The sequence below is a fragment of the Massilia sp. CFBP 13721 genome, from assembly GCF_014842025.1.
Classification (GTDB): domain Bacteria; phylum Pseudomonadota; class Gammaproteobacteria; order Burkholderiales; family Burkholderiaceae_D; genus Telluria.
The window spans coordinates 117,008-131,062 of the sequence record NZ_JACYUY010000004.1 but is presented as its reverse complement, the minus strand read 5'-3'; the positions used below and the strand labels follow the sequence as shown (position 1 = coordinate 131,062).

Here is a 14,055-nt window from a genome sequence, read left to right as displayed (position 1 = left end):
AGACAGCGCTGCAGGAGCTGATGTAATCAAGCGTTTGGAATTACCCGGAAAGACACGGAAACGCCACACGTTTGCTACGTCATTACTGAATCCTTCGAGGACTGCCAGCGCTTTCTGGCCAACTTTTAGCTATCGGATGGCCGCCCGCAACTAATGGGCCGACGATACACAGCCCAGCGTAGCTCGTGCGCGCAGTGCAGCGCCTGGCGTCGATAATATTCGTTCGATACTGGGGCAGTCGCATTGCAGAACCGGGATGGTGCACTGGTGCAATCGGAAGGCGTCAGCCGCATCAGCCGCCGCCATGCATGCCCGCGTGCCCGGCGGAGACCAAGCGCCTCGTAGACCGACGTTGCCTGAAGTCCACTCGCCACGCTATCTCGTCGGCCCAACGCAGATCGCGGTTGACAACGAGGTCTGGACGGACAGCGATGATAATGGCAGCGGCCGCACCTACATCGACGACGGCCGGGACGTAGAGGCGAGTGGAGCGCAAAGCGATTACCCCGGTCATTCGCAAGAATGCCAAGTATTCCTTGAGCGCCTGCCGCGCGTCCGCCTCGCCATTGGCTGGGACGGTAAAGTACTCGGCAAGCCAGCCCATGGCATGGTCGACGTCGAAGCCCGCGCCGGAACGCCAGGTTCTCTCATCGAACAGCCCATGGATCAGCGCACTCTGCCAGAGAGTGTGCTCCCGCACGCCGAAAGCATCGGGATGCAAGCACCTGCCGGCAAGGACGGCGGGAAGCGCTACCATCCGCGTCCATTGACGCAGCGCCACCGTCTTTTCCCGCTCGGTCATCGCGCGAACGCGCCTGACACGTGCCGTGGCCTCCAGTTCGCGGACCCAGGGTGGATCCTGGTGCTTGCGCGAGGTCTGCGCGCGGACCAGTGTTCCGGGCTTTCCGAAAATCCGGGCCGCCTTTAACGCTGCAGCCGCGTCCGCGCTGGCCTGTGCGAGGCGCTTACCCAGTATGGCGTGCAACTCATCTTCCACCTTTTGGCTTACAAGCAGGTCGGGGCGTACGCCCGCAGTCGGGACCTCGACAGTGTCTGGCGACGAGCGGCGAACGACAGGCAGGGCAGATGCAGCCGCAGCTGCGTCCGATGGGCACCGCGCGCGGCTCGCAGATACGACCGGTTGCCTCCGACATCCCGAACGGGATTGGACAGCTCGCCGTCCGGCGCGGAGCGCGTTGCGTACTAGCGATCGGCATGCTCTACAACGTAAACTGGTCGAGTATCTGCATCCGTGGCGCTGGCTTCTCCACGTAGATCATCCGCAGCAGCGCTTGTGCTTCTTTCCGCTTCCGCATGGGCATGGCTCATTGCGGCCAATATCGTTCCGGACGATACGCTGCATGAAAGGCAGGGCATTATTCCCCGGGCTCCGCGGCGAGGACAATGTTTTCAAACCACCCAGGTTCGACCACAGCTCACGCTGCAAGCGTATTTCCTCAGCCGATCCAGTACCGCGCACGCGTACCAGTTCTCGAGCGATGTCGACCATGCGCGCCATCCGTTCAGCGCGATTTGGGTACGGCCGCCCCTTGGCATCGAATATGAAGCGTGTCGTCATGAAATCGCGGCTCGTTTCAACTGACATCGTTGGCAACGCCGCTTCCAGCCGCGCAATGATCGCAGGTCCGGCGGCGCGGCAGCGTTCGGCCAGCGTCGTGTCCTCTTCCTTCAAGGCGGTCTCGTAGGCGATCTGTATGCGTCCTGCCGCCTCCAGCCATTTGCGGTGATCGTCCTGCGTCATGCACAGCTCGGCCAGGTCGAGGTGCGCCGCATTGACGCGTTCCGCAGCGGCGCCAAGCAGCTGCTCGATCTCCAGCGCATCGCCGCGGATGCGCTGCTCTTGCATCGCCTTGGCGAGCGCGTACTGCGCCTCCGGCAGACCGGCATCGCTGGCCTGGCGCAACCAGCGGAACCCCTCGTCGTGGTTTGCAACGACGCCATGTCCATGGACCAGTGCGACCGCCGCATTGTACTGCGCCAGCGCATAGCCGGCATCCGCCGCGCGCAGCGTCAGTTCGAACGCACGCGTTGCGTCCGGCGCTACGCCAAGGCCGTCGCTGTAGATCAGCGACAGCAGCGTCAGCGCCAGCGGATGGTCTTCGGCGGCCGCACGTTCGAGGAGGCTGCGCGCGTGCACGTGGTCGAGCGGCTCGTCGAACAGGCCGTACAGTGCGGCTTGCCCACACCAGGCGATGGCGTCGATGTCGCCATCGCGACAGGCCATGGCGATCAGGTGTGCACCAAGCGTGGCCTGGTCAGGACCGCGGCGCCCATCGACCAGCGCCAGGCCATACTGGTAACGCGCCGGCGCGTACCCGGCATCGCTGGCGTAGCGCAGCATGTCGAGCAGCCGTTGGTCCAGGGACGCGAAATCGTACCGAAGCCGATACATTGCCAATTCGCTATCGGGTTCCGCCTGGGCCTGCTCGACTTTGGCCTTCATCTGAGATTGCAACAGCATCGCCACCCGGTACTGGTCGGCAGCGCTGCTCTCCATCAGCGCACGGTAGCAGGCTTCGCGTAGCTCGTCAGGGCGCTCGTCGGACAGCGTGTAGACCGGGAGTGCCGCACCGCCGCTATTGTGCTGGAACACGGTTTCGAATAACGAAAGCGCGACCGTCAGGGCGTGGCCCGCCAGCGCTTGCTGGTCGGCTTCGCCGAGCAGTCCGGCCTCTGGATGGGCAGCCCGGTTACCCCAATTCCGCAGCTGGTTGAGCTGCTCCCTGGTCACGCGATTGATACAGCGGGTACGGTCGAGCGCCTTGATCTTGTCGTCCAGGCCGTCGGGCCAGGCATCGTCGCTTGGCGCGAGCAGATTGCAGCACAGGCTGGCAATGGAGCGCACCGCGATCAGGGTGTTGCGGGGAAACTGATACTGGCTGCGCTTGGCTTCGTCGTATAACTGGCCGATCGGCACCGAAACGTGCCGGGCAAAGTCGAGATCGTTCATTCGTGGTGTTTGCATGCGGCAAGATTACCGCGTCGTCAGTGTACCTCATCAGGAGCACCGTGCCGGCCGGTGACGAACACAATCCGCCTCCCGCTAGTGCGACGAGCGATGCCGGCAGAAGCCGGACAGAAAGGCAGCAAGTGACCACCTTTTGTACCCCGCTTGATGCGGCGAAGGCCTCGACACGGATCTGGCTCGGCGCAAGCGGGTAGGGTATTGGCTGGCACATCGGCCAAACATTACCGCTTCCTTGCACCCTGGCCCGAACGCGAGCATGACCTCAAGGACCAGCATCGTCCACGGGTCGCTCGGCCACATGCTTCAGCACCGGCGCGCTGGCGCGCTGACGCATGTACGGACGCCGGCAGCGCAACCCCGTGGTGCGCTCAAAATCTCAAGCCCATGAGTATTTCATCCCGGCCGGCCATATCGCTTGCGGCATCCGGCAGACCTTGCATAGACTGACAACCCGCTCAGCTTGTTCATTGCATATCACAATGAATTCCACCGATCGGCCTGGCGCCTTCGCAGACCTGCCCGGTCACGGGTGCCGGCAATCTCCCACCACATTGAATCGAACGCGCCATGCAAACCTGTTTCTCCCGCACCGTCCTCATGCTGGCAATCCTCACCCTGTGCCAGGTTGCGCAGGCGCAGCAGCTGTTGACGATCGATGCAAGCAGCCCGGCACCCGATCCGGTGTCCGGCCAGTTGAAGATGGGGGCCGCCATGTCTCCAGCCGGCCGTGCGCTGGGCGCCAACAACCAGTACCTGACGCGCGACGGGCGGCCCTGGCTGCCCGTCATGGGCGAATTCCATTACACGCGCAGCCCGGCCGACAGCTGGGACGCCGAGCTGGCGAAGATGAAGTCGGCCGGCATCGACATCGTTGCCAGCTACATCATCTGGAACCATCACGAGCCGCAGGACGGCAAATTCGACTGGAAAGGCAATCGCGACCTGCGCCGCTTCGTCCAGCTGGCGCGCAAACACGGCCTGGAGGTGATGGTGCGGATCGGTCCGTGGGTCCACGCCGAGGTGCGCTACGGCGGCATTCCCGACTGGGTCGTGGGCACCATGGCGACACGGCGCGACGATCCGCAGTACCTGCGTTTCGCGGAGCGCTTCTATCGCCAGATCGGGCGCCAGCTCGACGGCCTGTTATGGAAACAGGGCGGGCCGGTCGTCGGCGTCCAGATCGAGAACGAATACAACCTGTCCGGTCCGGGGCGCGGCGCGGACCATATCCGCACCCTGAAAAACCTGGCGATCGGGGCTGGCCTCGACGTTCCCTACTACACCGTGACGGGATGGGACCGTGCCTTGTATCCGGCGGGCGAGGTAATGCCGGTGTTCGGCGGTTATGCCGACGAACCCTGGAGCGCGAAGAAGGAGGAACTGCCGCCCAAGGAGACCTATGCCTTCCGTTTCGACAGCCGCGTCAGCGGCGACCTCGGCGCCCAGACCCGCGGAACGCAGAAGGGGACGGCTGAAACCGACATCGGGTCCACGCCCTTCCTCGGCGCCGAATACGGCGCCGGCCTGCCGGCCATGTACCGGCGCCGTACCCTGGTGACGCCCGACGACGTCGCCGCGATGCTGCCGGTGCAGCTGGGCTCGGGCGTCAACCTGATGGGTTACTACATGTTCCATGGCGGGCGCAATCCGGTCGGCGGTACCACGCTCGAAGAAAGCACCATGAGCGGGGGATACAACGATACGCCGGCGATCAACTACGACTTCAACGCGCCGCTCGGCCCGGACGGCCAGCAGCGCCCGGTACTGGCGGCGCTGCGCCCGTTCCACTACTTCCTCAACGATTTCGGCGCCTTGCTGGCGCCGATGACGGTGCGCAAACCCGCGCTCGCTCCCGCCACGCCGACTGACCTGGCCACGCCGCGCTTCGCGGTGCGCAGCCGCGGCGACGCAGGCTTCCTGTTCTACAATGGCCACGTACGCCAGTACGAGACCCCGGGGCAGCGCGGCGTGCGCTTCGCCGTCGCGCTGCCGGGCGGTACGCTGACCCTGCCGCGCAAGCCGCTCGATATCCCGGCCGGCAGCTTTTTCGTCTGGCCGCTCAATCTCGACATGGATGGCCATCGCCTGCGCTACGCGACCGCGCAACCGGTGGCGCGCCTGGATCAGGGGACCGTGGGCAGCACCTATGTGTTCGCTGCCCAGCCCGGGATTCCCGTCGAGTTCCAGTTCGACGGCGGCGTACGCGCCTGCCTGGCGTCCCGGCCGGGCAAGGCGGCGGAGGTGGTATCGCCGGAAGCCGACGTCGTGGTCGAGGACATCGCGCCCGGCCTCGACGCGGCCATCACCCTGCGCTGCGCCGGCAAGCGTCCCGTCACGGTGGTGGTACTCAGCGCCGAACAGGCGCGCCAGCTCGCGGTCGGGCAGGTCGAAGGGCAACGTCGGCTGGTCATCAGCGACAGCCAGGCCTATTTCGATGGAGGACGCCTGGTGCTGCGCTCGGCAGGAACGGCGCAGCTGCGGGCAGCGGTTTATCCCGCCCTGCCTGCCAGGGTCAAGTCCAGCGCGCTCCTGCAGACCGCCGGCCGCGAGGGGATTTTCCAGCTGGTGCAGGCCAGCCTGCCGGAACAGACGATCGCGACTTCCTTCAAGCCCGTGCGCGATGCACAAACCGCGCCGCCGATCCGTATCGGCGGCCACGCGAAGGCAGCCCTGCACCCGGATCCGGAGGCCTTCGGGGCGTCCGCCGCCTGGGAGCTTGATGTCCCGCGCGTCCTGCCGCGCGGCGTGGACGGCGTGCTGCTCGATATCGACTTCGTGGGCGACGTGGCGCGCCTGTTCGACGGCACCCGTATGCTGGACGACTGGTACTACAACGGCCAGCGCTGGCAGTTCGGCCTCGCCAACCTGCCGTCCGGCGGCAAGGGCCCGTTGACGCTGACCGTGCTGCCGCTGCGCGCCGATGCGCCGATCTATCTGCCGCGCGAGCACCGTCCCGATTTCGCCGGCCAGGCGCAGATCGCCCGCTTGCGTGGCCTGAAGGCGGTGCCGGTCTACCGGATCGACATCGGGCGCTGAGGAGCGCCGGCGGCCACGGTCTCGCGGAGCGCCTCGAGCAGCGCTTCGGCGCCGGGAGAAAGCACGTGGTCGCGGCGCGTGACGATGCCGTAGGCGTCCATGCGCAGTCCCAGGTCGAATGACAGGACCGCCAACTGGCCGGCGTCGAGCTGGCCTTGCACCATCGCCTCGGGCAAGGCCACGACCATGTCGGTACTCGCCAGCAGCGAGACGACGAGCGGTATGGCGAGGGTCTCGACGGTTTCGCCGGGCGGATCCAGGCCTTCCGCCAGGAAGCGCGCGCTGAGGCGGTCGCGCAGGATGCTGCCGGCAGGCGGCACGATCCAGGACTGCTCTGCCAGGCGAACAAGGTTCAGGCCCGGTTCGTCCAGCAGCGGGTGGCCCGGGCGCACGATGATGCTGTGGGACTCGTCGCTGATCGGTTCGAAGCGCAGCAGGGGTACGTGTTCGGTGTCGAGGATCCGGCCCAGCACGATGTCGAGCTGCCCGTCGAGCAGGCGCTCCACCATGGCCTGGCTGGTACTGAGGTCGACGACGACGTTGGTGCGCGTGAAGCGTGATTTGAACAGCTTGATCGCATTCGCAAGGACGCCCGTTGCCGGCGTCAGGACGCTTCCGACCGTCACCTTGCCGCCGACACCATACAGCGTCTGGGCGATCTCGAGGTGCGCCGCGTTCATTTCGGCGAGCACGACGCCGGCGCGGCGAATCAGCATCTTGCCGGAGGACGTCGCCACCACGCCGCGCGCCATGCGCTCGAACAGCCGGACGCCCAGCACATGTTCGAGGTCGTTGATCAGCCGCGACGCGGCGGGCTGGGTCAAGCGCGCCGCTTTCGCCGCGTTGACGATGGAAGCATGGCGGCCGAGCTCCACGAGCAAAATCAGGTGGCGCATCTTGAGGTGGCTGCGAACGAAGCGGTCGGATGCCGCCGGGGTCTTGTCATTACCTGGAAACTGCGTCATGGGTGGTGGGCTGGTCGTTGCTGCAAGCTGGGTCGCGAGCGATTATGCCGACTTTGCGAGGGCGGGCGCAAGGTTTCGCGGGCCATGCCGGCGGACGGCTGCTGCGCTGCCATGCAAATTCGACATGGCTCGCAAGCGTTTCCTTGTACCTCGCGCCGGCGCCTGGCGGGTAGACTCGTGCTTCGTATCGGCGCCGGATCAGACCAGACCACATGAAAATCACCAGACTCACCACCTACCGTGTTCCGCCGCGCTGGCTGCTGCTGAAGATCGAGACCGACGAAGGCGTTACCGGCTGGGGAGAGCCGGTGATCGAAGGGCGCGCTCGTACCGTCGAGACCGCGGTGCACGAATTGTCCGATGTCCTCGTCGGCAGCGATCCGGCGCGCATCAATGACCTGTGGAGCACCATGTACCGCGGCGGCTTCTATCGTGGCGGCGCCATCCTGATGAGCGCGATCGCCGGCATCGACCAGGCGCTTTGGGACATCAAGGGCAAGGTGCTCGGCAAGCCCGTCTACGAACTGCTGGGCGGCCGCGTGCGCGACAGGATGAAGATGTACAGCTGGGTCGGCGGCGACCGGCCGGCGCAGGTCATCGCCTGCATCGACGCCTTGCGCCTCGGCGGCTTCGATACCTTCAAGCTGAACGGCGCCGAAGAGCTGCGCATGGTCGACAGCGTCAAGGCGGTGGACGCGGTCGTCGCGCGCATCGCCGAGATTCGCGCGACCTTCGGCGACGCCATCGAATTCGGCCTCGATTTCCATGGCCGCGTGGCGGTGCCGATGGCCAAGCCGCTGCTGCGCGAACTGGAACCTTTCCGCCCCTTGTTCATCGAAGAGCCGGTCCTGGCCGAGCATTACGAACATTACGCGCGCCTGGCCGAGTCGACCTTCATTCCGATCGCGGCGGGGGAGCGCATGTATTCGCGCTTCGAGTTCAAGCACGTGTTCGAGCGTGGCGGCCTGTCGATCGTCCAGCCGGACGTCTCGCACGCCGGCGGCATCACGGAATGCGTGAAGATCGCGGCGATGGCCGAAGCCTACGACGTCGCCCTGGCGCCGCATTGCCCACTTGGTCCGGTTGCGCTGGCCGCCTGCCTCGCCGTCGATTTCGTCGCCTACAACGCAGTGCTGCAGGAGCAGAGCATGGGCATTCACTACAATGGCGGCGCCGAGCTGCTCGACTATGTGGTCAACAAGGAGGATTTCAACATGACCGACGGCTACATGGCGCCCTTGCCCCTGCCGGGACTGGGCGTCGTCATCGATGAAGCGCGCGTGATCGACGCCGCCAGGAACGCGCCGGACTGGCGCAACCCCCTGTGGCGCCACGCCGACGGCAGCGTGGCGGAATGGTGAACCCGGCGCATCCAGCCCTGCTGGGCATCGATTGGGGAACCAGCAACCGCCGCGCCTACCTGCTGGACCGGCACGGCGCCTGTATCGGCCGCCATGCCGACGCGGAGGGCGTGCTGGCCATTGGCGGGAATTTTGCCGCGTCGCTGGCGGCCTTGCGCCGGCGGATGGATGTGGGAGACGATGTGCCGGTGCTGATGTCGGGCATGGTCGGCTCGGCGAGCGGCTGGCAGGAGGTGCCCTACCTCGGCATCGAGACGCCGCTCGAACGCTTGCCCGGGCACCAGGTACCCGTCGCGAGACAGGCCAGGTGCGCCATCGTGCCCGGTTACCGCAGCCAGGGCGAGCATGTCGACGTCATGCGCGGCGAGGAAGTCCAGCTGCTCGGCGCGCTTGCCGGGGGCGTGCAAGATGGATGGGTGCTGCTGCCGGGAACCCACTGCAAATGGGTGCGCATGCAGGCCGGGCGCATCGCCGAATTTTTCACGTTCATGACCGGCGAGCTGTTCGCACTGCTTGGACAAAGGGGGACGCTGAGCGCCATGCTGGCGCCGGCGCCGCTCGACGAAGCTGCATTCTCGGCGGGACTGGACGCCGCCCGCCGCCAGCTGCCGCTGACCCACAGCCTGTTCGGCGCGCGCGCCCGTGTCGTGACCGGGGCCATGTCTCCGGGGGCCGCCCGCTCCTACGTCAGCGGCCTGCTCATCGGCAGCGAATTCGCGCAAGACCGCCAGTGCCGGGACGCGGCGGGAAACCCGGCGGACCTGCACATCATCGGCGCGCCGGCACTGTCCGAGCGCTACGTCGTCGCGGCCCGGACCTTCGGGCTCGTTCCGGTGGTGCTCGATCCCGACGAGGTGTACATCGCAGCGCTCGCGCTGTTCCTGGACAAAGGACGAGACGATGCAACTGAATGATTCCGTGGTCCCGCTGGTGGCGATCCTGCGCGGACTCACCGCGGCGGAAGCCCCGTCAATCGGCGCCGCATTGTTCGATGCGGGTTTCCGCCTGCTGGAGGTGCCCTTGAACCGGCCCGGCGCGCTCGAGGCGATCCGGGCGCTGGTCGAGATCGCCCCCCAGGACGCACTGGTCGGCGGCGGCACCATCCTCACTGCCGCGCAGGTCGACCAGGTCGCGGCGGCTGGCGGGCGCCTGCTGGTGGCGCCCAATTCCAATCCGGAGGTCATTCGCCGTGGCGTCGACCTCGGCATGCTGTGCGCGCCGGGCGTGGCCACGCCGACCGAGGCGTTCGCCGCACTGGCTGCCGGCGCCCATGCGCTGAAAATCTTCCCCGCCGAGATGGTCGGACAGAAGGGGCTGAAAGCGATGACGAGCGTGCTGCCGCCGGCGACGCCGTTGTGGCCCGTGGGCGGCATCGCCCCCGAATCGATCGCGCCCTGGCTGGCCGCGGGCGCGACCGGTTTCGGCATCGGCAGCGCCCTGTACCAGCCAGGCTGCGACCAGTCCACGATCGCCCGCCGTGCCGCCGCCTATGTCGCGGCCTGGAACGGCGCGCGCCAGGAGCAGCTTGCACGATGACCCGCACGGCCTGCCTGCCGCGTGTCGGCCGCGACGGAGCAAGGGTAATGATATTTGCGGTATAAATAGAGAACTGCTGACTATTTATAACGTGAATACAAAGGGCGTCCATGGAGCTGCGCGAGCTGGACCTGAACCTGCTGCTGGTCTTCCGCGAAGTCTTTCGCGAACGCCAGATCTCGAGCGCGGCCAAGCGCCTGCGCCTGACCCAGTCGGCCGTCAGCAATGCGCTGGCGCGCCTGCGCCGGGCGGTCGGTGACGAACTGTTCGTGCGCACGGCCGACGGCATGCAGCCCACGCCGTATGCCGAGCAGATGGCCGAGCCGGTCGCCGCGGCGCTGGCCAGCCTGGAACTGGCGCTGCGGCCCGAGTTACCGTTCGATCCCGCCAGCAGCCGGCGCCGCTTCGCCATCGCCATGACCGACGTCGGCGAAACCTATTTCATGCCGGGGCTGGTCGAACACTGCATGACACTGGCGCCGCAGGTCAACGTGGCGTCGGTGCGCGCCGGCATAGTCGACCTGCGCGCGGAGATGGAAGCGGGCAGGGTAGACATGGCGATCGGCGCCTTTGGCGACGTGCCCGCGAGCTTCTACCAGCGCCGCCTGTTCCGCCAGGCCTACGTCAGCCTGCTGCGGCGCGGCCATCCGCTGGGCGCAGGCGCGCTGACACGCGAACGCCTGGCCGCGGCGCGGCACCTGGTGGTGACGGCGATGGAAAGCCCCTACGACGACATCCGCACCGCGCTCGAGGCGGTGGGGATCTCCACAGACGCCAGCTTCAGCGTGCCGCATTTCGCCGCCGTTCCCTACATCGTCGCCAGCACCGACCTGGTGGCGACGGTCCCGCACAAGCTGGCCGAGCGCGCCGCCGGCCCGTTCGGGCTGCAGTACGCTGCCTCGCCCCTGGCGCTGCCGGCACTGCAGACCAACATGTTCTGGCACCGGCGCTACCACCAGGACGAGGGCAACCGCTGGCTGCGCGCGCAGGTCGCCGCACTGTTCGCGGAAGACGCGACGGGCTAGCGGGACAGGCCCCAAGCACAAATCTCGCGAATGCGCCAGCTGGCAGAGTCGTGTTGTTGCGCGCGGGAGCCACGGTGACGAAGTAAGCATCGCGTAAGGCGGCAGTTCGACCCTGTGGAAGCAGTCAATCCATTCCACACCATGCCCGTCGCAAGAACGGGCAGACCAGGAGACCCAACATGACGCACGCCCTGATGCAAAGAGCACAGTCCCGCTCCGCACGCCGGACCATCCTCAAATCGATGTTCGCAGTCCTGGCGCTCAGCGCCGGCCTGGCCGCATGCGGCAGCGGCGGTGACGAGGAAGTCCGGTACCACGCCTCCTGGACCGGCGCGCTGTCCGATGCCGCCCAGTCGCTGCCCGGATTCCCGCCGCCCGCCGTGCAGGTCTTCGACAACCAGACCGTGCGCCAGGTCGTGCGGGTGTCGCTCGGCAGCACCGCAATCCGCATCAAGGTGTCCAACCTGTTCGGCAAGACGCCGATCGCAATCTCGGGTATCCGCGTTGCCCGCAGCAGCGGCGCATCGAATATCGATGCCGGCACCGACCGCGCAGTGACCTTCGGCGGCCAGCGCAGCCTGACGCTGGCCCCCGGCAGCGACATGCTGAGCGACGCGATCGACCTGCCGGTGGCGCCGTTGTCGAACGTCGCCGTCAGCATGTATTTCGCCACGCGCACCGAGGTCGCCACGGTCCATGCCCTGGGCCGGCAGACCGCCTACGTCGGTGCCGGCGACCAGTCTGCGGCGGCGGCGATCCCGACCACGGCGGCCAGCCAGCTCGAATCGTATTACGCATTGACGGCGGTCGAATCCATCAGCATCGCGCAGGCGAAGGTCGTCGTGACCTTCGGTGACTCGATCACGGATGGCTTCAATTCCACGGTGAATGCGGCGAAGCGCTATCCGAACCAGCTCGACGACAGGCTCAAGGCGGCCGGGTTCGCGCAAACGAGCGTCGTCAACGGCGGCATTTCCGGCAATCGCTGGCTGAACGACTTCGTCGGCCCGAATGGCAACGGCCGCTTCGAGCGCGACGTTGTCAACGTCGCGGGCGTCACCCACACCATCATCCTGTTGGGGATCAACGACATCGGGTTTGCCAGCTTCGTCCCGGCGCAGGCGGTCAGTGCGCAGCAGATCACCGCGGCGATGGCGACGGCGGTCGGGAAAGCCAAGGCCAGGGGCATCAAGGTGTACCTGGCCACGTTACTGCCGTTCAAGGGGGCGGGCTATTACTCGGTCGACGGCGAAGCCAAGCGCCAGGCCGTGAATGCCTTCATCCGCGCCAACCGCGACATCGACGGCGTGGTCGATTTCGACCGCGCCATGCAAAATCCCGCCGATCCGCTGGCCATGAACCCGGCCTACGACAGCGGCGACCATTTGCACCCGAACGACGCCGGCTATGCCGCGATGGCCGCGGCGATCGACCTGGCGAAGCTGCAGTAAGCCGGCTTTTATTCGGCGCTGACGCGGAAGTGATCGACGTCCAGGCTGGATGCCGGCGCACCGGCGCTGTTGCCACTGCCGCTGCCAATGCTGAACAGGCCGACCTGGGCGCCGACCCAGCGTCCCTTGCTGATCGCCAGCGGCTGGCCGGCCGCCACGAAGTTGACGTTGTCGACGCTATACGAGAAGCTGGCGAGCGCGCCCTCGGCCATCTGCATGCGCAGGTAGAGCGAGGAGGGCGCCGCCGCCAGCAGCACCGTGCCCGTTTCCTGGCAGCGTTCCTTCGCCGGCGTGCAGGTGGTGTACACCAGTTCGGTGGCGGCGCCGCGCTTGCGCAGGCCGAGCCAGGCGTACTGCATTGCATTCACGATCAGGCCGGCGCGGTCGCCCTCGGCGCCGTTGTTGAGCGTGACGTGTGTATTCACCACGAAGCTGGGCGCGGGCAGCTTTTGTCCCAGCAGCGAAGGCGCGCCGCGCACGTAGTCGGCAAAGGCCGGCGCGGCCTGGGTGTGCAGGCGCAGGAAGCCGGGACGTTCGCTCAGCGAGGCCCAGCGGGGGTCGGGGTTGGCGTTCCACTGCCATTGCAGGCCCAGTTGCGGCGCGGTGAATTCGTCCGTGGTCGGCGGCGCCTTGAGCGCGGAGCCGGCCACCGGTTTGACATGCGTGAGCACCGGCTGGCCGGTGCCGGCGCGCGGACCGTCTTCCCCGATGACCGGCCAACCATCGGCCCAGCGCATCGGGTTCAGGTGCACCACGCGGCCATAGGCCTTGCGGTCCTGGAAGTGCAGGAACCAGTCCTTGCCGTCCTGCGCGCGTACCCAGGCGCCCTGGTGCGGCCCGTTGATCGGCGTGGTGCCCTGGTCCATGACGATGCGGTCTTCGTAGGGCCCGGCGATGCTGCGCGAACGGAACACCGACTGCCAGCCTTCCTCGACCCCGCCGGCCGGCGCGAACACGTAGTAGTAGCCGTTCGCCTTGTAGAACTTCGGCCCTTCCAGCGTGCGGTAGTTCGGCAGCCGGTTGCCGTCGATGACGGTCCGGCCCTCGGTGTCGAGCAGGCGGCTGGCGTCGGGCGCCATGCTGCGCAGGGTCAGGATGTTGTTGATGCCGGCGCGGCTTTTGGCCCAGGCGTGCAGCAAATACGCCTTGCCGTCGTCGTCCCACAGCGGGGTCGGATCGATGATGCCTTTACCGGGCAGGAGCAGGCGCGGCGCGCTCCACGGGCCGGTGAAATTCATGGCGGTGGTGACGAAGATGCCGACGTCCGGGTCCGGATAAAAGATCCAGAACTTGCCGTCGTGGTGGCGCAGCGAGGGCGCCCACACGCCTTCGCCGTGGCGCGCGGTGGCATAGCGTTCGGCTGGCACCAGGCGTGGCAGCGCATGGCCGACCAGCTCCCAGTTGACCATGTCGGTCGAGGTCAGCAGGGGCAGGCCGGGCACCGCGTTGAAGCTCGACGCGGTCATGTAATAGGTGTCGCCGACGCGGATCGCGTCGGGGTCGGAATAGTCGGCATGCAGGACCGGATTCTGGTAGCGGCCATCGCCGAGGTCGGCGATCCAGGGGGCGGCAACGCCTGGGCTGACAGGAGCGGACTGGCAGGCCGCCAGCACGAGCGGCAGCAGGAGCGCGCCCGCCAGAACGGCCGGTTTTGCATGCATTATTTTCATCTTTTTCTCGGTTTGATGAGTT

General features: G+C 66.8%; 10 protein-coding genes. 6 read left to right on the top strand and 4 right to left on the bottom strand.

Translation table 11 applies throughout. From position 1 onward, the window contains the following. Positions 1-292: 292 nt before the first annotated feature. Positions 293-985, bottom strand: a complete 693-nt coding sequence (locus tag IFT60_RS05225) for a hypothetical protein (RefSeq protein ID WP_192050219.1) — start codon at positions 983-985, stop codon at positions 293-295. 291 nt (positions 986-1,276) lie between these two features. Next, positions 1,277-2,971 (bottom strand): tetratricopeptide repeat protein, encoded by a 1,695-nt coding sequence (locus IFT60_RS05220; RefSeq protein WP_192050217.1) that lies wholly within the window; start codon positions 2,969-2,971, stop codon positions 1,277-1,279. Between the two features lie 585 nt (positions 2,972-3,556). Between IFT60_RS05220 and IFT60_RS05215 the strand changes: the two genes are divergently transcribed. Further along, positions 3,557-6,025, top strand: coding sequence for a beta-galactosidase (locus tag IFT60_RS05215; RefSeq protein ID WP_229510700.1), 2,469 nt, complete (start codon positions 3,557-3,559; stop codon positions 6,023-6,025). Here the strand turns inward: IFT60_RS05215 and IFT60_RS05210 are convergent. Next, a complete protein-coding gene (locus tag IFT60_RS05210) occupies positions 6,001-6,990 on the bottom strand; it encodes a LysR substrate-binding domain-containing protein (RefSeq protein WP_192050215.1) in 990 nt (329 codons plus the stop codon). The two genes, IFT60_RS05215 and IFT60_RS05210, sit on opposite strands and share 25 nt — an antisense overlap. Positions 6,991-7,187: 197 nt before the next feature. Between IFT60_RS05210 and dgoD the strand changes: the two genes are divergently transcribed. From dgoD to IFT60_RS05185, 5 genes are all read left to right on the top strand, one after another. Continuing rightward, a complete protein-coding gene (gene dgoD, locus IFT60_RS05205; protein WP_374000571.1) occupies positions 7,188-8,351 on the top strand; it encodes a galactonate dehydratase in 1,164 nt (387 codons plus the stop codon). Further along, positions 8,345-9,265 (top strand): 2-dehydro-3-deoxygalactonokinase, encoded by a 921-nt coding sequence (locus tag IFT60_RS05200; protein ID WP_192050211.1) that lies wholly within the window; start codon positions 8,345-8,347, stop codon positions 9,263-9,265. The genes dgoD and IFT60_RS05200 overlap by 7 nt, the downstream gene beginning before the upstream one ends. Further along, positions 9,252-9,887, top strand: coding sequence for a 2-dehydro-3-deoxy-6-phosphogalactonate aldolase (locus IFT60_RS05195; RefSeq protein ID WP_192050209.1), 636 nt, complete (start codon positions 9,252-9,254; stop codon positions 9,885-9,887). The genes IFT60_RS05200 and IFT60_RS05195 overlap by 14 nt, the downstream gene beginning before the upstream one ends. Positions 9,888-9,997: 110 nt before the next feature. Beyond that, entirely contained in the window at positions 9,998-10,912 is a 915-nt protein-coding gene (locus tag IFT60_RS05190) for a LysR family transcriptional regulator (protein WP_192050207.1), read from the top strand. A gap of 179 nt (positions 10,913-11,091) precedes the next feature. Beyond that, the gene (locus tag IFT60_RS05185) at positions 11,092-12,363 is read left to right on the top strand and encodes a GDSL-type esterase/lipase family protein (RefSeq protein WP_197986222.1); all 1,272 of its coding nucleotides are present in this window, start codon (positions 11,092-11,094) and stop codon (positions 12,361-12,363) included. A gap of 8 nt (positions 12,364-12,371) precedes the next feature. Here the strand turns inward: IFT60_RS05185 and IFT60_RS05180 are convergent, their stop codons facing one another. Further along, positions 12,372-14,024: a glycoside hydrolase family 43 protein gene (locus IFT60_RS05180; protein WP_192050205.1), complete on the bottom strand. Its 1,653-nt coding sequence runs from the start codon at positions 14,022-14,024 to the stop codon at positions 12,372-12,374. Between the last annotated feature and the right edge of the window lie 31 nt (positions 14,025-14,055).